19 protein-coding genes are annotated in these 21,362 nt (G+C 59.5%); 12 read left to right on the top strand and 7 right to left on the bottom strand.

Translation table 11 applies throughout. The annotated features are described in order from the left end of the window. Positions 1 to 135: 135 nt before the first annotated feature. Positions 136 to 1,062, bottom strand: a complete 927-nt coding sequence (locus AABM55_RS19735; protein WP_347927418.1) for a universal stress protein — start codon at positions 1,060 to 1,062, stop codon at positions 136 to 138. A gap of 391 nt (positions 1,063 to 1,453) precedes the next feature. On the opposite strand from AABM55_RS19735, the gene AABM55_RS19730 reads away from it, so the two are divergent. From AABM55_RS19730 to AABM55_RS19720, 3 genes are all read left to right on the top strand, one after another. Beyond that, positions 1,454 to 1,696: a hypothetical protein gene (locus AABM55_RS19730; protein WP_054596482.1), complete on the top strand. Its 243-nt coding sequence runs from the start codon at positions 1,454 to 1,456 to the stop codon at positions 1,694 to 1,696. A 38-nt stretch (positions 1,697 to 1,734) separates the two neighbouring features. Next, positions 1,735 to 2,973 (top strand): MgtC/SapB family protein, encoded by a 1,239-nt coding sequence (locus AABM55_RS19725; RefSeq protein WP_347927416.1) that lies wholly within the window; start codon positions 1,735 to 1,737, stop codon positions 2,971 to 2,973. A gap of 138 nt (positions 2,974 to 3,111) precedes the next feature. Beyond that, positions 3,112 to 4,032 (top strand): universal stress protein, encoded by a 921-nt coding sequence (locus tag AABM55_RS19720; protein ID WP_347927415.1) that lies wholly within the window; start codon positions 3,112 to 3,114, stop codon positions 4,030 to 4,032. Between the two features lie 53 nt (positions 4,033 to 4,085). Here AABM55_RS19720 and AABM55_RS19715 read toward each other — a convergent pair whose 3' ends face one another. Beyond that, positions 4,086 to 4,649, bottom strand: a complete 564-nt coding sequence (locus tag AABM55_RS19715) for a GNAT family N-acetyltransferase (protein ID WP_347927413.1) — start codon at positions 4,647 to 4,649, stop codon at positions 4,086 to 4,088. 224 nt (positions 4,650 to 4,873) lie between these two features. Here AABM55_RS19715 and AABM55_RS19710 point away from each other — a divergent pair, with 224 nt between their 5' ends. Further along, positions 4,874 to 5,794: a universal stress protein gene (locus tag AABM55_RS19710; protein WP_054596486.1), complete on the top strand. Its 921-nt coding sequence runs from the start codon at positions 4,874 to 4,876 to the stop codon at positions 5,792 to 5,794. On the opposite strand, the gene AABM55_RS19705 is transcribed toward AABM55_RS19710, so the two are convergent. Continuing rightward, positions 5,784 to 6,767, bottom strand: a complete 984-nt coding sequence (locus AABM55_RS19705) for a zinc-dependent alcohol dehydrogenase family protein (protein WP_347927411.1) — start codon at positions 6,765 to 6,767, stop codon at positions 5,784 to 5,786. The genes AABM55_RS19710 and AABM55_RS19705 overlap by 11 nt on opposite strands. Before the next feature lie 33 nt (positions 6,768 to 6,800). Further along, entirely contained in the window at positions 6,801 to 7,553 is a 753-nt protein-coding gene (fnr, locus tag AABM55_RS19700; protein ID WP_347927409.1) for a fumarate/nitrate reduction transcriptional regulator Fnr, read from the bottom strand. Positions 7,554 to 7,839: 286 nt separating this feature from the next. Between fnr and AABM55_RS19695 the strand changes: the two genes are divergently transcribed. Further along, positions 7,840 to 10,215, top strand: coding sequence for a phosphoketolase family protein (locus AABM55_RS19695; protein WP_347927408.1), 2,376 nt, complete (start codon positions 7,840 to 7,842; stop codon positions 10,213 to 10,215). A gap of 89 nt (positions 10,216 to 10,304) precedes the next feature. Further along, positions 10,305 to 11,186 carry a universal stress protein gene (locus AABM55_RS19690; RefSeq protein WP_347927406.1) on the top strand — a complete coding sequence of 294 codons (882 nt, stop codon included), beginning with the start codon at positions 10,305 to 10,307 and terminating at the stop codon, positions 11,184 to 11,186. A 32-nt stretch (positions 11,187 to 11,218) separates the two neighbouring features. Here AABM55_RS19690 and AABM55_RS19685 read toward each other — a convergent pair whose 3' ends face one another. From AABM55_RS19685 to AABM55_RS19675, 3 genes are all read right to left on the bottom strand, one after another. Continuing rightward, a complete protein-coding gene (locus AABM55_RS19685; protein ID WP_019692802.1) occupies positions 11,219 to 11,644 on the bottom strand; it encodes a potassium channel family protein in 426 nt (141 codons plus the stop codon). Beyond that, positions 11,641 to 13,464 carry an ATP-dependent zinc metalloprotease FtsH gene (ftsH, locus tag AABM55_RS19680; RefSeq protein WP_347927404.1) on the bottom strand — a complete coding sequence of 608 codons (1,824 nt, stop codon included), beginning with the start codon at positions 13,462 to 13,464 and terminating at the stop codon, positions 11,641 to 11,643. The genes AABM55_RS19685 and ftsH overlap by 4 nt, the downstream gene beginning before the upstream one ends. Positions 13,465 to 13,627: 163 nt before the next feature. Continuing rightward, a complete protein-coding gene (locus AABM55_RS19675) occupies positions 13,628 to 14,275 on the bottom strand; it encodes a BON domain-containing protein (RefSeq protein ID WP_347927402.1) in 648 nt (215 codons plus the stop codon). A gap of 302 nt (positions 14,276 to 14,577) precedes the next feature. On the opposite strand from AABM55_RS19675, the gene AABM55_RS19670 reads away from it, so the two are divergent. From AABM55_RS19670 to AABM55_RS19645, 6 genes are all read left to right on the top strand, one after another. Then, positions 14,578 to 15,489, top strand: coding sequence for a universal stress protein (locus AABM55_RS19670; RefSeq protein WP_347927401.1), 912 nt, complete (start codon positions 14,578 to 14,580; stop codon positions 15,487 to 15,489). Positions 15,490 to 15,563: 74 nt separating this feature from the next. Beyond that, a complete protein-coding gene (locus AABM55_RS19665; protein WP_347927399.1) occupies positions 15,564 to 16,283 on the top strand; it encodes an ABC transporter ATP-binding protein in 720 nt (239 codons plus the stop codon). Then, positions 16,280 to 17,167, top strand: a complete 888-nt coding sequence (locus tag AABM55_RS19660; RefSeq protein WP_347927397.1) for a biotin/lipoyl-binding protein — start codon at positions 16,280 to 16,282, stop codon at positions 17,165 to 17,167. Before AABM55_RS19665 ends, AABM55_RS19660 begins: the two co-directional genes overlap by 4 nt. Positions 17,168 to 17,220: 53 nt before the next feature. Continuing rightward, the gene (locus tag AABM55_RS19655; RefSeq protein ID WP_347927395.1) at positions 17,221 to 18,660 is read left to right on the top strand and encodes an efflux transporter outer membrane subunit; all 1,440 of its coding nucleotides are present in this window, start codon (positions 17,221 to 17,223) and stop codon (positions 18,658 to 18,660) included. After that, positions 18,657 to 19,799, top strand: a complete 1,143-nt coding sequence (locus AABM55_RS19650; protein ID WP_347927393.1) for an ABC transporter permease — start codon at positions 18,657 to 18,659, stop codon at positions 19,797 to 19,799. The genes AABM55_RS19655 and AABM55_RS19650 overlap by 4 nt, the downstream gene beginning before the upstream one ends. A 106-nt stretch (positions 19,800 to 19,905) precedes the next feature. Next, entirely contained in the window at positions 19,906 to 21,282 is a 1,377-nt protein-coding gene (locus AABM55_RS19645) for an MBL fold metallo-hydrolase (protein WP_347927391.1), read from the top strand. Positions 21,283 to 21,362: the final 80 nt, after the last annotated feature.

Genomic DNA, 21,362 nt, shown 5'->3' with positions numbered 1-21,362 from the left:
CCGTCGTTCTGTTTGACGCAGAACCTCGTCGGAGGAGGCGAGTGCGGCAATCTTAGCGCACTGTTGCTCAATCTTCTGATGGCGGCACGGTTATTCTCGCCGTCGGCATCGCTATCGTAGAGCGTGCCATATACCTCACTCAGCAAGTTTTTCGGGCGATACGATCCAGACACTGCAGGGCATTTTGTACAACAGGCTTTCTGCCGTGCTGCCGACCAGCCGGTCCAGCCCACGATGGCTGATCCGGCCCATGACAATCACATCGACCTGATTGACCTCGGCATAGTTGACCAGGACCTTGCCCGGGTTGCCCATGATCATGTGACGCTGTTGCGGCGGGATGCCGTTGCGCTCGGCAAGTTCGTTGAATGCATTCCCCTGAGCGTCGAACAGGGTCTTGGCTTTGCCTGAAGAGAAGAAGGTCGAAACGTTGTTGAAGTCGAATTCGTCGGCACTGATGGAGGAAAGGTCATAGGCATAGACGACGTCGACCTCGGCATTGCAGGCGCTCGCCAGTTTGACCGCTTCGTGGAGTATCCGGTCGTTCAAGCCTTGGTACTGTTTATCGCGATGGAAGGGGTCGACCGCTGCAACAACCTTGCGAGGCAAGGCATGGATGGCGTTACTGACGAAATGCAGCGGTACTGGACATTCGCGCAGCAAATGCACGTCGAGCGGTGTGAACATCAGCCGCGAGAGCAGCGATTCGTGTTGCAGTGCTTTGATCAGCAACTCGATCGGCTGTTCTTTGAGGTGGATCAGAATTTCCTGCAGCGGGCGTTCGACCCAGGTCACCTCGGTGGTGACTTCCAGGCCAATCTTGCGCAGAGGCCTGGCCTGCTCCTCCAGCCACAGGCGGTGACGTTCGATATAACCCAGGCGCATCTCTTCGCGGGCCTGGTCGTTGACCAGGCTGGCAGTCGCCAGGCCTTCCAGGTAGTCGAAAGCCACGATGTGCAACGCCGCGCCCTCGGCCTTGGCCAGTGCGGCGGCCCTGTCGAAGGCCGGGCTGTGCTCCATCAGCGGCGAGACGATCAGCATGAAACGTGATTGATCAGACATGACAAACCTCTCCTGGGTAGACACAAAATCGGCGGCTGTACGGTTGGCACGGTGAGTTGTCAGCTCCTGAAACCATGGCCTGATCGTGTCGCTGGCCAAGTGCCCGAGCTTGATCTGTGTCAAACCGGCGAGAGGCCAGTCTTGTCGTCCGACATACGGTCGTTTGCTGCGCCTCCAATCTGCTGATTATTGACCATGATCAATCTCTCGTCCGCGAACCCGGCGCAGTCTGAAATTCGTACGCAATTTACGCTCGCGTACGGGGCAGGAGAGACCATCTGCCGTCATTCTCAGCGGCCAAAGCAAGGTCGTGTTACGCCGTGATGGAGTGTCTGGACGCCAGGACGCATCGCCCACAGACCCGATTGCGAGGCTTGATCCGAGGCCGGCTATGATTATTGAAATAACGGAACAACTGGCAAGACACCGTTGGCTCGTACAGATGGATGTGTGGGAGGTGGGTTTCGACAGTCGGGATGAAGCAGAGGCGTTCGTCAGGCAGCTCAAGGCGCGCATCAATGCGCCGCATGCCTGGCCGGCAAACACCGTCACCAAGCCATTGCCCCGACAGCCCGCCGGTTCTCGATCCGACCCGGCGGTCGAGCAACGGGTGCTGGCTGATCTCGCGAGATAAGCGCCGAGGTCAGGGGGGGATGACCGGGTGCGTACCCAATGAGTGAAACCTTCGGCCTGACCAATGCAGCCGCTGCGCTGGGCATCGGCATGCTGGTCGGTCTTGAGCGCGAGCGCCACAAGGGCGGGGGCGACAGCCGCGCCTGTGCCGGGTTGCGGACATTCGCGATCACCGCGCTATTGGGCTATATCTCCCCCCAGGTTGGCGGCGGTCTGCTGGTGGGGATCATCGCGATCTGTGTGGCGCTACTGCTCACCGTGGCTTATTGGCGAAACCTTGAAAAGGATCCTGGCATTACCAGTGAAGTGGCCTTGCTCACGGTGTTGGTACTGGGGGCGTTGTGTGGCACCGCGCCGGAGTTGGCCATTGCGATTGGCGTGGTGATGGCGGGGTTGCTGACTTATCGTCAGCGGTTGCATCACTTTGCGCACAATCAGTTGACCGACGCGGAAATTCGCGACGGTCTGGTGCTGTTGGTCGCCGCACTGGTGGTGCTGCCACTGGCGCCAGATCGCTTCATCGGGCCCTATGCTGCAATCAATTTGCGCACCATTTGTACCTTGACCGTACTGTTGATGACGATAGGCGCGGTGGGGCATATCGCGGTTCGCACCCTGGGCACCCGCTACGGTTATCCGATCAGTGCGATCGCTTCGGGGTTCGTTTCCGGTACGGTGACCATTGCGGCCATGGGGCATATCAGTGCCAAGGAGCCGGCGCACATAAAAGTCCTGAGCAGCGCTGCGATGCTGTCCAATCTGGCGACCGTGATACAGGTGGGCCTGATCCTGGGAACAGTTGATCCCGGCCTGTTGCGCAGCATGTGGGGGCCGTTGTTATCCGGACTCTTCGTCACGGGGTTGTATGGCCTTTGCTTGATGTTTCCAAGATCGACGGGGGACGGCAACGAGCCGATCAAGGTCGGTGGTGCGTTCAATCTCAGACTGGCCTTGATCGTGGTACTGGCCATGACCGGCATTACCTTCCTGTCTTCTGCAATGCTGAGTCACTTTGGCCAGGTGGGTGTGATGCTGACGACGGCCCTCGGCGGTTTTGCCGATGCCCACTCTTCAACGGCGTCCATTGCTTCCCTGGCCAAGGCCGGTCAGTTGCCTTTCGACGCCATTGCCGGCCCCGTGCTGATGGCGGTGAGCAGCAACTCGCTGAGCAAATGTGTGGTGGCGTGGGTTAGCGGCGGTCGGCCGTTCGCCACTTATGTCATCCCGGGTCAGGTATTGATGACGGCGGCGATGTGGGCGGGCACCTTGCTGCACTGAAGCGTTCGATGCGGCTCGTATCAATCGAGCTCCTGCAAACAGTGCATAGAGCTGATAAAGATCAACTCGCCTGCACCCGGAACGTTCAATCTGTAGCCTTACCGATAGCATTGAAATGGCCGAGCGCCGAGGTGCCTTATGTCTCAGACTCAACGTTTATTGCTGATTGCCCCGCCCGCGATGACCCGTACTCCGGCGTTCGAGCGCGCTACGGCGCTGGCTCTGGCGGCGCAACTACCGTTGCATATCGTGGCGTTCGATTACAGCGAAGCCTTGGCGGTGGCCGGTCTGTTCGCCCCCGAGCAAATCCGGCAAGCCCGTGATGGCTACCTGGAAAACCATCGACAATGGCTTGAGCAGCAAGCCGGTTTGGCGAAGAAGCACGGGGTCGAGGTCACCAGTGAGGTGGTCTGGGTCCAGCACCCCTATGAAGAGATCCTTCACTTCGTCAACGAGATGCCTCTGGCCCTGATCATCAAGGACGCCCAGGAGGAGTCCGCGTTGAAGCGGATCTTCTTTACTCCGCTGGACTGGCAGTTGCTGCGCGACTGCCCGGTGCCGGTGCATCTGGTCACCAACGCCAGCTACGCACGGCCGCACAAGATTCTGGCAATTATCGATGTGTTGCGCAGTGAAGACCAGGACCTGGTGTTAAACGATCAGATTGTCGACGCGGCAGTGAAGCTGGCCGAACAGTGCAACGCCGAGCTTGATTTGGTGCATGTGTATGACTGGGCAGCGGTGTACGCCACGGACATGGGCGTTGGTGCATTGCCCCTCGCCACTGGCATCTACGAAGCATTGGGCGAGGCGCAACATGAGGCATTTGCGGCCCTGGCCGAGCGCCACGGCGTGCCGGCCGATCATCGCCACTTCATTGAAGGCGCGCCCCTGCAGAGTATCTGCGAGTTTGCGACTGATCATCAGATCGATGTCATCGTCATGGGAACGGTACACCATAAGGGTTTGAACAAACTCTTGGGCAGCACCGCCGAACATCTCTTGCATCGGGCGCCGTGCAGTGTGCTGGCGATCAAGCCGGGCGAGCGGCTGCAGTAGTGTTGAATTACCCCTTGGCGCGCCAGTGTCTGGTGCTCCAAGGGGTATTTTTCTTACAGCATGAGGCGATGAATGACCTGGCGGGCATCGTCTGGATCGTTATGGACTTCAAATCCCAGGGCTTTTGCCAAATCGCGCATGGGGGCATTGCTTGAGGCATCAACGGAAAACATCTGATGAAAGCCGTTCTTGCGGGCTGCTTTGATCAAATGCTCCATCAACAGCGTACCCAGCCCCAGGTGCTGCCATTCATCGGCGACGGTGATCGCGCATTCGCATTCATGTTCGGCAGTGGCGGCATAACGACTGACGCCGATTTCGATCAATTTACCGTCTTCGTGGACCAGCGCGATGTAAGCCATGCGCTTCTTGCCGTCGATGTCCATCAACTGGTCGAGCATGGCCTTACCGGGTTCGTTGATTTGCGCCAGAAAGCGCATATGACGGGATTCCGGGGACAGGCGTTTGATGAATGCGTATTCGCGCTCGCGGTCTTTATCCGTCAATGGCCGGATCAGTACATGCCGACCGTCCCTGAGTGCTTCGATCCAGTATTGCCCGGAGACCGCGGCATAGGCGGCGGCAGCCCGTTCGTTGTGGTCCTTGACAGTGAGCATGGTGCAATCCTCCCTCTGATGGAAAAAAGGTCCGCGTGTAGCAGAAGGTCACGCGGTTCATACCTTTTTACGCCAACGGCGGCACTCGAATCTGATCTGGATCAGACACTCGGCACAGGCGTCCTCAAAGGCCCGGATTTGATGTAAATCAACCACGTTGGGGGCAATGAGCGCAGTCTAGGAACATGCCGGCGGGATCGACCGGCGCCGAGCCGAGGTGTGTGATGGGTCATTATCAACGGTTACTGCTGATCGCCGATCGAACCTTGCATCAATCTCCAGCCTTGCTGCGCGCGGTCGCCCTGGCCAAGGCGAGTGGGGCGGTCTTGCACGTGTGTGCCTTTGTCGAACCGGTGCCGATCGTTCATTTGTGGGATGAAAAAGTCGATGAAGCGGCGTTTCAGAGCTACCTGCGTCGCTATCGTCGCTGGATGTCGGAGGAAATCCAGCGGCTGAGCGGTGAGGGGCTGAAAGTCTCGGTGGAAGTGGTCTTCACCACCCATCCGCTGCTGGATATCCTGAAGCATGTCGAGGAGTTCAAGCCTGACCTGCTAATCAAGGACGCCACGCTGGAGCCGGTGCTTAAACGGGTATTCATCACGCCACTTGATTGTCACCTGCTGCGCGAATGCCCGGTGTCTGTGCACCTGGTCAACCAGGCCCGTTACAGCTTGCCTCACCGGATCGTGGCGGCGGTCGACCCCTTCGACCCACAAACCCAGATCAGTGGCCTCAACGACACCATCATTCAAACGGCGAACGCCCTGGCCCTGCAGTGCGATGCGCCGCTGCATTTGCTCTACGCCTATGACCTGTCGCCAGCGTTCAATGGCGATGCACCGTTGGTCAACGGCGGCTGGAGCATGGATTACATGGAGGAGCTGCGTGAATCCCTGCACCTGGCATTTGTGACCCTGGCCGACCGCTACGGTATACCGCCCGAACGTCGGCACTTTGTCATGGGCCAACCGGTTCGGGCGTTGACCGAGTTTGTCGAAGAGTACCTGGCCGACGTGGTGGTGATGGGCACGGTGCACCGGGTCGGGCTGGATCGGTTGATTGGCAGCACCACCGAACGGGCGCTTTACTCGGTGCCTGGCAGCATTCTGGCGGTCCGCTCACCCGGTTTTGCGGTCAGGGGGTAAGCACGATGGCGCCTTTGACCTGACCGCTCCTGAGCTGGGCGAGCGCCTGATTGGCATCGTCCAGTGCAAAACAGGTGACATCGCTGTGCACGGGCGTATGGCGAATCTCCTGGAAAAACGCCGTGCCGTCTTCGCGCGTCAGGTTGGCCACCGAACGTACGCTGCGCTCACCCCAGAGCAGACGATAGGGAAACGCCGGGATGTCGCTCATGTGGATGCCGGCGCATATCACACAGCCACCCTTGACGGTGGCCTCCAGCGCCAACGGCACCAGCGCACCCACGGGGGCGAAGATCAGGCTGGCGTCGAGCAGGTGTGGCGGTTTCTGGTCCGAGGGGCCCGCCCAGGCGGCGCCCAACGTTCGGGCATACGCCTGGCCCTCGTTGTCGCCCGGTCGGGTGAAGGCGTATACCTGTTGACCTCGGCCCAGCGCCACCTGGATTGCCAGGTGCGCGGCGGCACCGAACCCGTAGAGGCCCAGATGACGTGCGGTTTTGGCCATTTGCAGCGCCCGAAAGCCGATCAGCCCGGCGCATAGCAACGGTGCGGCTTCAGTGGCCGAGAGCGTGTCCGGAAGGCGAAAGCAGAAGCGCGCGTCGGCCAGGGTGTAGTCGGCATAACCGCCGTCCAGATTACAACCGGTGAACTGCGCCTGATCGCAGAGGTTCTCCCGGCCCGAGCGGCAGAATTCACACCGGCCGCAAGTCGATCCGAGCCAGGGAACGCCGACCCGCTGGCCGATCCAGTCGGGCGCAACGTCAGTCCCCACCGCGGTCACTTCCCCGACAATTTCATGCCCCGGCACTCGCGGCAGTGTCGCTTGTGGCAGCTCGCCATCGACCAGGTGCAGGTCGGTGCGGCATACGCCACAGGCCAGGACTTTGATTAACAGTTGTTGAGCATCAGGTATCGGGATCGCGCGCTCTTCCCGTTGCAGTGGCTGGCCAGGAGTCTGTAGCACCATGGCGCGCATGACGATTCTCCGGAATCAACGGCATTCAGGCTGTCAAACTGGCGCGTCCCGATGGCAGCCGGTGACCAGATGCTTGAGCCTGTCCATGTCGAGGATGGTGACGTTACGCCCGGAAATCTCGACCAGTGCCTGATCCCGCAGGTGGGCAATGCCTCGACAGATGGTTTCCAGACGCAGCCCCAGGTAGGAGCCGATCTCTTCGCGACGCATCTTCAGTACGAACTCCCTGGACGAATAACCGCGCAGGCTAAGCCGCAGTGACAGGTTCAGCAGAAAGGCCGCCAGACGTTCGTCGGAGTTCATTTTGCCCATCAACATCAGCATGTCGTGATCGCGCACTATTTCGCGGCTTAGAAGTTTGTTCAGATTGTGCTGCAGTGTAGGCAGCTCCCGGGAAAGCTTCTCCAGCTGGGCGAAATGGATGGGACACACTTCGCTGTCCTCAAGAGCGAAAGCATTACAGGTGTGCTGCTCTTCACTGATGGCGTCCAGGCCGAGCATCTCGCCGGGTATTTGAAAACCGGTGACTTGCTCGCGACCGTCGAGAGACAACACTGTGGTCTTGAAAGAGCCGATGCGTACTGCGTAAAGCGAGCGCAATGAATCGCCCGTGCGATACAACGCTGCACCTTTTTTAACTTTTACGCGCTGGATGATCAGGGTGTCCAATCGCTCAACTTCCTGGTCGGTCAGGCCAATCGGCAGGCACAGTTCCAGCACGCTGCAGTTGGCGCAGGCAGCCTTGAGGTAATGGGCGTGAAGGGGGCGGAGGTCATACGGCGGCATTTTGCGTCCCTCTATCGGTGTATGAAGCATAGGCGCTGAGAGCCCGGTCAAACCCTTATTGCGTAACCCGGGGGCGTTTGTACGACGAACGGGGACGGGGTCCCAGCAGATTCAGTGACGGAAGCTGCCGCGTTGACGCTCTCGAGATCTCCTCTTCAGAGAGGGCGCGTTTGATGTAAATCAAGTCTTGAACCTCCCAGACTCCCAGAATCGACAAATGCCCTGTTCGCAGCGCGGTCCTGTCATCGACGGCCGGTGCTGCTCCTTGTCGAGAGCGGAGAGCTTCATGAGCGATTTTCTGAGTGCCGAGCAGCTGGAAGGTCTCGACGCCTATTGGCGAGCGTCCAATTACCTGGCGGTGGGGCAGATCTACCTCAAGGACAACCCGCTGATCAGCGCACCCCTGGCACTGGAACATGTAAAACCGCGATTACTGGGGCATTGGGGAACAACGCCAGGGCTGAATCTGATCTACGTGCACCTCAACCGCCTGATCACCTGCTACGACCTGAACATGATCTTCGTCACCGGCCCCGGGCATGGTGGGCCGGCGATCGTGGCGCAGACCTATCTGGAAGGGACTTACACCGAGTTCAATCCTTCAGTGGAGCAGAACCGTAACGGCCTGGTCCGGCTCTTTCGGCAGTTTTCCTGGCCTTATGGGCTTTCCAGCCATGTATCGGCGCAGATTCCCGGGTCGATCCATGAAGGCGGCGAACTGGGCTATTCCCTGGCCCATGCTTACGGCGCGGCGTTCGATAACCCGGACCTGATCGTGGCGTGCGTGATCGGCGACGGTGAGGCTGAAACGGGAACGCTGGCGGCCAGCTGGCATTCCAACAAATTCCTTAATCCGGTGCGTGACGGGGCTGTCCTGCCGATTCTGCACCTCAATGGCTACAAGATCGCCAACCCCTCGATACTCTCCAGAATCAGCGAAGACGAACTGTCGGCCCTGATGTATGGCTACGGTTACGATCCGTATTTTGTCGAGGGTGACGAGCCTGAAGAGGTTCATCAGGCGTTGGCCAGAACCCTGGACACGATGCTGTTGAAAATCCGCGAGATCCAGCGTGTTGCGCGCAAATACCCGCAGCCCCCGGTGCCGGAGCGCCCCCTTTGGCCGATGCTGGTGCTGCGTACGCCCAAGGGCTGGACAGGCCCCAAATTCGTCGATGGCCGGCGTATTGAAGGCACGTGTCGTGCGCATCAGGTGCCGCTGGCGGATTTCGGCCAGCCGACTCATCTGCGGCAACTGGAGGAGTGGCTCAGCAGCTATCGTCCGGATGAGCTGTTTGACGTCAACGGTGCCTTGTTACCCGAAATCGCTGCGCTGGCACCGACGGGGCACCGGCGAATGAGCGCCAATCCTCACGCCAATGGTGGCCTGCTGCTGCGACCGCTGGATCTGCCGCGCTTTACCGAATACGCCGTGAAACTTCCCGCGCCGGGCTGCCTGCGCGCAGAAGCGACCCGGGTGCTGGGGGCGTTTCTGCGCGATGTGATGAAAAACAATCTGGCCTCAGGCAATTTTCGGTTGTTCGGCCCGGATGAAACCGCCTCGAACCGACTGGATGCAGTCTACGACGTCAGCGCAAAGGCCTGGATGGGTAACCTGGAGCCCGAGGATATCGACCTGACGGCCGAAGGCCGGGTGATGGAGATTCTGAGTGAGCAAGTGTGCGAGGGGTGGCTGGAAGGCTATTTATTGACGGGCCGGCATGGGCTGTTCTCCTGTTACGAGGCGTTCATTCACATCGTCGATTCGATGTTCAATCAGCACGCCAAATGGCTGAAAACCGCCGCCGAGGTGCCTTGGCGCAAACCGGTAGCCTCGCTCAATTACTTGCTCACCTCGCATGTCTGGCGTCAGGACCATAACGGTTTTTCCCATCAGGACCCGGGCTTCATCGATCTGGTCGCGAACAAGAAGTCCGATGTGGTCCGGATCTACCTGCCGGCCGACGCCAACTGCCTGCTGTCGGTTGCCGACCACTGCCTGAGAAGTCGCAACTACATCAACGTCATCGTTGCCGGCAAGCAACCGGAGTGGCAGTGGCTGGATATCGGTTCGGCCATCCGTCATTGCCTGTGCGGCATCGGTCGATGGGACTGGGCCAGCCAGAACGATCAAGACCCGGACGTGGTCATGGCCTGCGCCGGAGACGTCCCGACCCTGGAAACGCTGGCCGCCGTGACCTTGCTTCGCGAGTACGTGCCGGATCTGCGCGTCAGGGTGATCAACGTCGTCGACCTGATGGTGCTGCAACCGTCATTTCAGCATCCCCATGGTTTGTCGGATTCGGCTTTCGACGAGCTGTTCACCATCGACAGGCCCGTGATCTTTGCTTTCCACGGGTACCCGGCACTGATTCACCGGCTGATTTACAAACGCAGCAATCATGAAAACTTCCACGTGCGCGGCTTCAAGGAGGAGGGGGCGACCACGACACCGTTCGATATGGCGGTGATCAATAACCTGGACCGTTATCAGTTGGCGCTGGATGTGATTGAACGGGTTCCGCGCCTGCACGAGCAGATCGAAACGGCCCGGGCGCGTTACTGGGCAACGATGGAGAAACACAAGCTTTACCTTATCGAACACGGGCAGGACTTGCCCGAAGTGATGAACTGGCAATGGACGCCTGCGGCCGGCAGTTGAGGAGCCCAATCGATGCCGTCATCCATCCAGCATGAGCGCAGAGGCAAGAAGCCGTTCGCGTCCAGGCCTGAACGTTCTGGAGCCAGACCATGAGCCAGTATCAACGGTTGCTGCTGATCATCAATCCGACCCTGCGTCACTCCCCGGCCATCCACCAGGCCAGCGCTCTGGCCAAGGCCTGTGGTGCCACTCTGCATATTCTCGGGCTGACCAAACCGGTCAGGCTTTTTTCGCTGCTTGAACCGCCGGCACGGGACGAGACGCGCATGCGTTACCTGCAGGAGCAGAGCCGATGGTTAAAGAATGAAGTGCACGCACTACGCGCCAAAGGGCTTGATGTGACCAGCGAAGTGAGATGGAGCGATGATGCCCGTCTGGAGATCCTGGACTATGTGATGCAACTGCGTCCCGACCTGTTGCTCAAGGAGATTCAGCATGAGCCGCTGCTCAAGCGTGCTTTTGTCACGCCCATGGATTGGTACTTGCTGCGCGAATGCCCGGTGCCGGTTTATCTGCTGAGTCCGTGCAGTCATACCTTGCCGCGCAAGGTGGTCGCGGCGGTGGATCCCGAGCCGCAGGGCAGCAAGCTGAACGAGCGGATCCTGCAGCAGGCCAATAGCCTGGCGTTGCAATGTGATGCCCAATTGTCTCTGCTGCACGTCTGCCCTATGTCCTCCGACTATCTGGACGATGCCGATGGAGATGAGCCGGTGCTGTCGAAGCTCAGGAAAGATCTGCGCCAGGCACTGGAAAAATCCTTTGTCACACTGGCTCACGACTTCGGGGTGCCTGTTGAATGTCGGCACTTTATCTTCGGCGATCCGGTGTCGGCGCTGGCCGGATTCGTCAACGACAACCAGACTGACGTGATCGTCATGGGCCGGGGCCGGCACCATGGCCTGCAATGGTTGATTGGCAGCACCACCGAACATGTTCTTTATCAAGTGCCTTGTAGCATCCTGGCGGTTTAGCTCCCGTGGAAGCGGTCGTCCACCGGCGGCCGCTATTTGCTCTTCCAGTATTTCTGCATTTCGAGAAACAGAAAGGACGCCGTCCAGGTAATGAGCACCAGGCCGGTCAGTGCCTGCAACCCGGTCAGGTACTTGAGTTTGCCCACGGGCGAAATATCGCCAAAACCGATGGTGGTAAAGGTGGTGAAGGAGAAGTACACGCAATCCATGAACGAGCCATCAAAGTTGCCATTCAGGCTGCCCCAGTCGCCGGAGCGCGCCATCAGGTAATAGGCCAGCGCAAAGCACCAGACTTCTGTTGCATGGGCCAGCATCGCGCCAAATACCCCGACGACAATTCTGAATCGACTCCAGGCCCTGAGCCTGGGTAGCCAGTCGTTCAGGCGTGACAGGCATTCGTAGTGGATCACCACGGCAACGATTACCACCAGCGTATTGATCAGCGTGACCTCAATCATGGCGAGCCATCGGGGGCGGCCTTGAGCGGTAGCAGCGGCGGAAACTCCTCTGGCGTCAGCGTTTCTCTTTCCAGCAGTAAATGAGCACCGGCATCCAGGTCGGCTCGACGACTGTCGAGCAGCGCCTTGGCCCGGTTATAGGCTTCTTCGAGCAAGGCGCGGATGCCCAGGTCGATTTCCCGCGCGGTTTGTTCCGAATAGTCTTTCTGGCCCAGTCCGGCCATGTGTTCACCCAGATAAGTCGGGGTTTGCCGTTCCAGTACCGATTGACCGAGTTCGGCACTCATGCCGAAACGGGTGATCAACTGCCGGGCGATGTCGGTCGCCCGGGTCAGGTCATCGGCGGCACCCGTGGAAATCTGGCCATAGACGATGAACTCGGCGGCCCGACCGGCCATCAGCACGGCGATGCGGTCCTTGAGCATCTGACAACTGATCAGGAAGTGATCCTCGGTCGGGCGCTGCAAGGTATAGCCCAGCGAGCCAATGGAGCGGGGGATGATCGAGACTTTGTGGACCGGGTCCATCCCTGGCAACGTGCCTGCGGCCAGGGCATGGCCCATTTCGTGATAGGCCACCACCAGACGTTCGTCAGGCAATAACAGGCTGCTCTTGCGTTCGACCCCGGCGACGATGCGTTCCACCGCGACGGTGAAGTCGTCGAGGTTGACGGTTTCGCCTCCCCGGCGGGTGGCCACGATCGCGGCTTCGTTGATCAGGTTCGCCAGGTCTGCGCCGGTGAAGCCGGTGGTGATTTCAGCGATACGTTCGGAGTCGATGTCGGGCGCTACGGTGATTTTTTTCAGATGGACCTTGAGGATGGCTTGTCGGCCTTTTCGATCGGGGCGGTCGATCACCAGTTGACGGTCGAAGCGGCCGGCCCGCAGTAACGCCGGATCGAGGACCTCCGGCCGGTTGGTCGCTGCCAGCAGGACCACGCCTTCGCGCGGGTCGAAACCGTCCAGCTCTGCCAGCAGCTGGTTGAGGGTCTGTTCTTTTTCGTCGTTGCCGCCAAACGCACCGATACCGCGCATTTTGCCCAGGGCGTCGAGTTCGTCGATGAAGATAATGCACGGTGCCGCTTGCCGCGCCTGCTCGAACAAATCGCGCACTCGAGCGGCGCCGACACCGACGAACATTTCGACGAATTCGGACCCGGAAATCGAAAAAAACGGCACCCCGGCTTCACCGGCAATCGCCTTGGCCACCAGAGTCTTGCCGGTGCCCGGTGGGCCGACCAGCAGGGTGCCCTTGGGAATATGCGCCCCCAGGCGTGCGTACTTGGCCTTGTCCTTCAGGAACGAGACGATTTCCACCAGCTCGGCCTTGGCTTCATCGATGCCCGCGACATCGGCGAACGTCACTCCGGTATCGCGTTCGACAAACACTTTGGCCCGCGACTTGCCGACATTCATCAGTCCGCCAAGGCCCTGTTTTTCGGCCATGCCGCGGAACAGGAAATGCCACAGCACCATGATCATCGCAAAGGGTAGCAACCAGCCCAGCAGCGCGTTCAGCAGGGTGTTTTCGCTGATGCCGGAAAAGCCGACACCCGATTGTGCCAACTCAGTCGCCAGCGTGGGATCGACCCGCACGGTGGTGAACAGGTCGTGCCCGTCGATGGGCTCTTGCAGCTTGCCGCTGATCTGCTCCTTCTCGACCCGCAACTCGCTGACCTTGTGCTCGCCCAACAGTTGCAGGAACTGACTGTAGGGGATGCTCTGCACCGAATGGCGGTCAACAAAAAACAGCTGGGCGAGCGCAAGGACCAGAAAGGTGATCGCGAAGTAGGAAAGGTTCCATTGGTGATTCTTTTTCATGGCCTTGGCTCAGGGAAAAAAGGCGGGCTGGCCCGATGCGTGACGGTTCGATTGCCGAACGCCGAGGCTCAAGCTCGTTGGGCATCTGAATACGATTCTAGACGCCATCAGCCCGAACGCCGGGGTTTACGCCGGACGTCGAGCTGATATTCCCTGTTTGACATCAGGCAATCAGCAGGTGATCTTCCACTGCTCTTACACCCGGTACGGACCAGGCTGCGCGGGTGGCGATCTGGCGTTCACGCCACAGATGGACCCGGCCTTCAAGTTTCACGACATCACCGTCTACCTTGACGTGAATACCCTTGGCATCCACTTCGGCATTGCGCTTGAGGGCTTCTTCGATGCGGTGCTGGATATCGGCCACTTCCACCCGGGGATAAAGGGTGAGCCGATTGTCCACGCCCACCACCCCGGACAACTTGCGCACCGCCCGTTCGACGGTTTCTTTCTGGTACTGCCAGTCCACCTTGCCTTCCAGCGTTACCCAGCCCTTTTGTACGATGACCTTGATGGTTTCTATGGGGACGTCAGAACTCCAGGCAATGATCTTCAATGCGCGGGTCGCGATGGTGTCATCTGCCGTGCCTTCCCCGGGGTCCAGCCTGACCTGTATTTCTTCGGCCAGTGCGCGTACGCCCTTGATGCGCTTTACCGCCTGTTCAGCAGCGATTTTCTGAACATAGGTCCGGACATGGCCGGAGAGCGTGACGACGCCCTTGTCCACGGCGACGCCGATATGGGCGGCATCGATATCAGGCTGGAACTCAAGCTCATCGAGAATGGTTTGGCGCAGACTCAAGTCGTTCATGATGGTGTCCTCTGTGGTCGATAAGGCGCGAGCATCGGACGGCATATGCCCGATCACTGAGTATGTTTTTACGCCTGGAGGCCGAACATTTATTGAGCTGAATCAACAATGCCTCTTTCAGCGGCGGCGCTGGGGCGAACGACAATTTTTTGTGATTTTTATCAACCCCGGCCAGCACCTGCCCGCTCACTATCGACATTAATCAGAGAGGGTGTTCGTCGATCCGTGTGCTGATGGAAAGCCGGCACAGGAGTGCTGTTCATCGGTTTCGACTCACCAAGCATCTGCCGACGAGGTGTGTGATGTTTGAAATTCGCCGTTTACTGCTGATCGCTCCGAGTGAAATGTCCCGTACCCCCGCGTTTGACCGAGCGGAATCCTTGGCGAGAGCGACGGGCGCGATGCTGCACATCGTGGCGTTCGATTATGTCGAAGCGCTGGCGGTCGCTGGTCTGTTTGACCATCAGGCCATGGCGCAGGCGCGCGAGGGATATTTGCAGGTGCACCGTCACTGGCTAGAGCAGCAGGCCCGGTTTGGGCAATGCAAAGGCCTGCACGTGACCACTGAAGTGGTCTGGGCCAAACCGGGTATCGGGGAGGTGCTTGAGTACGTGAACGACTTCGGGGCAGACATCGTGATCAAGGATGTACAGCACGTATCGGCATTTCAACGGGTTTTCTACAAGCCTCTGGACTGGCTGTTACTGCGCGACTGTCCAGCCCCCTTGCACCTGGTCACCGATGCCAGAAACCCGTTGCCCTTGAAAATACTGGCGGCGATCGACCTGTCCCATCTTGAAGAGCTGACGCAGGGGCTGAATGACCAGATCCTCGACATTGCTTCGAAGCTGGCCTTGTCCTGTGGCGCGAAGTTGCACCTGCTCAATGTCAGCGGCTGGATTGTGAACGGCGACTCCGGCGTGAACCTGCAATACCTGACCATGCGGGAAAGCTTGAGAGACGCGGTCAGCGATACCCAGATTGAAGCCTTTGATACGCTCGCCGAACGCTATGAGATTCCAGAGGCGAAACGGCATCTGTTGACCGGTGTCCCGCACAAGATGATCGAGCGTTTCGCGGCGAGTAATGAGTTCGACATGATTGTGATGGGCACCGTGCACTATCGGGGCGTGAACGTATTTCTCGGCAGTACCGCCGAGAACACCCTGAACCGGGCTCCCTGCAGTCTGATGATCGTCAAGCCGCCGTATTGATGGCGTATCGTGGTGGCGGTATTCGATAACTGCCAGTGCCCAGGGGCATCGGCCGATCGGGAGCAGAAGCGCTCATGAGTTCGGATCAAACGGGTTCTGCCGATCATCCGGCGATTGATTCGAGCGGCCTGACCAAATGGTTCGGGGAAGGGGACGTACGAATGAAGGCTGTCGATCAGGTCTCACTGGTCGCACAGTTTGGCGAAATGGTGTTCATCGTCGGCCCGTCAGGGAGCGGCAAGACCACCCTGCTGAGCATGATCTCCGGCATTCTGCGGCCGGATGCCGGTACGGTGAAGATCAATGGCAATGACATCTGGAGCCTGAGCACCGATCAGTTGGCGGAGTTACGCCTCAATAACATCGGCTTCGTGTTTCAGGACTACCACCTTTTTGCACGGCTGACCGCTGCCGAGAACGTCGCGATTCCCCTGATCCTCAAGCATCGTGACTGGGATGACGCCATAACGCAGGCGAAGCAGAGCCTGGAAGTGGTCGGCCTCAAGGACCGCGGCGACATTCTGCCGGTCAAGCTCTCCGGCGGCGAACAACAGCGGGTGGCGATCGCCCGGGCGATCATCGGCGGCCCGCAGCTATTGATTCTCGACGAGCCCACCGCGTCCCTCGACGGTGACACCGGGAAGATGATCATTGCCTTCGTGAAGTCGAATATTCTCAACCAGCAGCGTTGCATTCTGATCGTCACTCACGACGCGCGGATCAATGAGTACGCCGACCGCATCATTCACATGGAAGATGGCCGCATCAGCGAACCTGACCGGACCTCGTCATGAAGAACCGGGTGCTGTTTGTGCTGGCAGTCATCGGTGTATTGGCCGGGGTGACCGCCGCCTACCTGCTCGGACGCACGCCCCGTCCATTGCCGCCAGCCTTCGCCCCGGCGAGCAGCACTTATGACACCGCGATTTATGCGAACGGGATTATCGAAAGCGAGCAGCCCGGCGGTTCCAATATCGTGATTTACCCGCAGGTTTCCGGGCCAATCACTCAAGTGCTGGTGCAAGAAGGGCAGGCTGTCACCCGCGGTACGCCCCTGGTGACCATCGATGACGCCGTGCCCAGGGCAAACTTCGAATTGGCGCAAGCCAGTCTGAAAACCGCTCAGGACCAATACACCAAGCGCCTGGCGTCCTACGGGATTGATCCCAAGTCCATCAGCAAGGACACGCTGGACACCGCAAAAGATACCGCGGCCCAGGCACAGGCAGCGCTCAAGGCGGCGAATGCCACGCTTGCGCAATATGCGATCAAGGCCCCGGTGGATGGCGTGGTCCTGGCCATCAATACCACCGTGGGCAGCTATGTGTCGCCACAGGGCGCCTATGACCCGTATATCCAGCAATTCAGCCCGTTGGCGGTGATGAGCGCTGAGCAGACCTATCTGGCGGTACGCTGCTACGTGGACGAGATCCTGATTGCCCGCTTGCCGACGCCCGAACATATCCGTGCACAGATGTTGATCCATGGCTCGGATATCAAGGTGCCGCTGGAGTTCGTTCGCGTGCAGCCGTACGTGTCGCCGAAAATCCAGTTGTCCAATCAGCGTCAGGAGAAAGTCGATCTCAGGGTGTTGCCGGTGGTTTTCCGGTTCGAGAAAAAAGACCTCCCGAGGGTGTACCCGGGGCAGTTGGTGGATGTCTTCATAGGACAGAAATGATGTGCCAGTCCCGCGTCCATCGACCTCTGCGATTGCATGCCCGGGTGCTCCCCGTGATTATTCTGATGGCGATGAGTGCTTGCACCGTAGGCCCGGACTTTTCGCGTCCGCCAACGCCGTCGCAGAGCGGTTATACCGGCAATCCGGCGACGGCGACCGTGGCGGCGCAGGGTCAGGCGCAGCATTTTTTGCCGGGGGCTGAAGTGGTGCCTGACTGGTGGCGGTTGTTCAAGTCCGGCTCTCTGGATGCAGTGGTTCGCCAGGCGACGGCCAACAACCAGACCTTGCAGGCTGCCGAAGCCAGCCTGCGGCAAAGCCAGGACACGCTCATGGCCGGTCATGGGGTTTTCTATCCGCACCTGGATCTTCACGCCGGCGCGACCCGCGAACGCAATGCTCCGCTCCAGCAAGGGCTGACGACGGGAGGGACGATCTTCAACGTCGTGACCCTGAGTGGCACGATCAGCTACACCCTCGATGTGTTTGGCGGACAGCGTCGAACGGTGGAAGGCCTGCAAGCCGAGGTCGAGCATCAAACCTGGCTGACCCATGCGGCTTACCTCAGCCTGACCGCCAATGTCGTGAATGCCGCCATCGCCCGTGCCGGCTATATCGCGCAAAGGCGCGCCACCGAGCAGTTGATTGCGCTGCAAAAACAACAGCTTCGGACCACCGAGGTCCAGGTGCGCAGCGGCACGGCGCCTTATTCGGCGGTGCTCAGTTTGCGCAGCCTGATTGCCAGCAATGAGGCCTTGTTGCCGGCGCTGGAGCAGAAAATCAGCCAGGCCGAGCATTTGCTGGCCACCCTCGAAGGCGTCGCACCCACCGATGTCAGTCTCCCCAATATCGAGCTGACCGGTCTTTCGCTGCCCACCGATTTGCCGGTCAGCCTGCCTTCGAGGTTGGTCCGGCAGCGGCCGGATATCTTGTCCGCAGAGGCACAGCTGCACCGGGCCAGTGCCAACATCGGGGTGGCCACGGCGGCGATGTTTCCCAGTTTCAATCTGACCGGGACCTATGGGACGGCCGGGTCGACCCCGGGGTCATTATTTGCGAGTGGTGGGCGGTTCTGGAGTGTTGGCCCCTCCATCGATGTCCCGCTGTTCCAGGGCGGTAGCCTGTGGTTTGGCCGTAAAGCGGCAATCGATGCCTATCAGCAGGCGGCAGCGAATTATCGGCAAACCGTGCTCGAGTCTTTCGCGCAAGTGGCCGATGCCCTCAAGGCCCTGGAGTTCGATGCACAGGTCCTGCAAAAACAGACCGAGGCACAGGCTACCGCTGAAGAAGCGCTGCGTTTGCTGCAAGCCAACTACCGATCAGGCCTGGTGACCTATCTGGATCTGCTGTCGGCCGATGTACAGTTGCATCAGGTCAACATCGCCTATCTGCAAGCACTTGCCCAGCGTCATCAGGACACCGTCGGGTTGTTCGTCGCGCTGGGCGGCGGCTGGTGGAACACTCCGCCCCCTGCGGGCAGCAGGCAGACGCCATGAAATACTCAGGCATCCTGCGGATCGGCTTCAAGCTGCTGGTCAACGACAAGGCCAAGTTTTCGGCACTGCTGGTAGGGATTACTTTCTCGGTGTTCCTGATGTTGCAGATGACCGCACTGTTTGCCGGCATCCTCAATCGCGCCCACTCGACGGTGACCAATATCGGCGCGGCGATGTGGATCATGGACCCGGCCGTGAACACACCGACCATTGTCATTCCTCTGCCCGACTATTTGCTCGATGCCGTACGCAGCATGGAGCAGGTGCGCTACGCGGTGCCTGTATTCATTGGCGGCGCCCAGGTCAGGTTGGCCAGTGGCACCTATCAGGCGGTCAGTGTGATAGGTCTCGACGACACCAGCCTGTTCGGTCGCCCTGAGCTTGAAGAGGGTTCTATCGAGGACATTTACGCGGAAAACGCATTCATCATGGTCCACGACGCCGAGTTTTCGAAACTGGAGAATCCGCGGATTGGCACCTCCTTCGAGCTCAATGACCACCGCGGCACCATCGTCGCCATCGCCAAGGTACTGACCAGTGGATTGACCGGCATACCGACGCTCTACACCACCTACCGACGAGCCATCGAATACATCCCGACCACCCGCTTCACGGTGTCTTACATTCTGCTGGAACCCAGGAACAAGGCCGCAGAGGCCGGGATCAAACAGCAGGTTGCGCAGTTGGGCTATGTCGCCTTGACCCGGGGAGAGTTCAACCAGCGGATTACCGATTTCTACATCTTTCAGACCGGGGTCGGCACCAACATTTTGACGATGACGGTGATCAGTTTCCTGGTCGGGTTATCCATCTCCGGTCAGACGTTCTACACCTTCATCCTGGAAAACCTCGACAAGTTCGCAGCCCTCAAGGCCATTGGCGCCAAGGGCCGCGAACTGATCTACATGATCCTCTTCATGGCGACGTTCACCTGCTTGACAGGGTACGGACTGGGGGTCGGGCTGGTCACGTTGATGATCTTCACGGTGCGCACCTATCTGCCCAATTACGCAGCGATGATTACGTTCTGGAACCTGGGGCTGGCCTTTGGCCTGGTGCTGTTGATCGCCGGGGTTTCCAGTTACGTGGGCATACGCAAGGTGCTGAAAATCGAGCCATTCGACATTTTCAGGGGCTGAGCCTCGATAAGACGGAGCCAGCCCGGCTGCTGTTGATAAATATCAAGTGCCGGAAGACGTAAAGGGAGGATCAATAGCGTACCCATCAGTGTTCAAGGAGACGGGCATGCGAATGACATTTCTCGGTGCGGCTGGCACGGTGACGGGCAGCAAGTACCTGCTGGAACATCACGACAAACATGTGTTGATCGATTGCGGCCTGTTCCAGGGCTACAAACAGCTGCGCCTGCACAACTGGGACCCTTTCCATCTGCCGGTCCGCGATCTGGAAGCCATCGTTCTGACCCATGCTCATATCGATCACAGCGGCTACCTGCCGGTGTTGGTGCGCAATGGTTATCGCGGCCCGGTCTATGCCACGGCGGCGACCTGCGAGCTGGTCAAGATACTGCTGCTCGACAGTGGCCGCTTGCAGGAAGAGGAGGCCGAATACGCCAACCGCCATGGCTTCTCCAAACACGATCCGGCTTTGCCGCTGTACACCGAACAGGATGCGCAAAGGGCCCTGAAGCTGTTGCGGCCAGTCGAGTTGCACCATCAGGTCGACATTGCTCCGGGGATCAGTATCCAGTTGCGCTGTGCCGGGCACATCCTTGGCGCGGCCACCGTGGAAGTGCGTGCAGAAGGCATTAGCCTGGTGTTTTCCGGGGACTTGGGGCGGCCGAATGATCCGTTGATGTTCGCTCCGGAAACCATCGAACAGGCGGACTATCTGTTGGTGGAGTCGACCTACGGCGACCGTCAGCACCCCGCCGAGCCCCCGGAGGAGCAACTGGCCGACGTTATCAACCGCACGGCATTGCGCCACGGCATTACCTTGGTGCCTTCGTTTGCGGTCGGGCGTGCGCAACTGCTGATGTATCACCTCTATCGGCTGAAACAGAAGAAGGCGATCCCCGACCTGCCGATCTACCTCAACAGCCCCATGGCCACCGATGTCACTCGCTTGTACCAGCGTTTTCGCAGTGAGCACCGGCTGTCGCTGGAGGAATGCGAAGGCATGTGCCATGCCGCGCGTTTCGTGCGTTCGGTCAGAGACTCCATCGACCTTGACCAACAGCGCACCCCTGCGGTGATCATCGCTGCCAGCGGCATGGCCACCGGGGGGCGGGTGCTTCACCACCTCAAGGCGCTGGCCCCCAACCCGCTCAATACGCTGCTGGTTCCCGGTTTCCAGGCCGGGGGAACTCGCGGTGCACAGATCATCGCCGGCGCGCCGTCGGTGCGGATTCATGGCAAGGACGTGCCGATTCGGGCCGAAGTGGTGCCCATGGGGACCTTGTCCGCGCATGCCGACGGGGATGAAATCATGCAGTGGCTAAGGGGCTTCAAGCGGCCACCGAAACACACCTATGTCGTGCACGGAGAACCCAATGCATCGGATGTGCTGCGTCGGCGCATCAGCCTGGAGCTGGGGTGGTCGGTCTCGGTGCCGGAGTACCGTGACAGCGTTGAGCTGACCGGCGTTCCGGTCCCGGCCTGAAATCCTGATGACCGAAAGTCCCTTGCCGGTGTGGCGGCAAGGGGCCTTTGGCCAACAGCTGTTGCTGGGTGACGGGGTTC

It is taken from the genome of Pseudomonas helvetica, assembly GCF_039908645.1.
GTDB classification, from domain to species: domain Bacteria; phylum Pseudomonadota; class Gammaproteobacteria; order Pseudomonadales; family Pseudomonadaceae; genus Aquipseudomonas; species Aquipseudomonas helvetica.
Note: the sequence above shows the minus strand (reverse complement) of the source record. Positions and strands in the feature narration are given on the sequence as shown.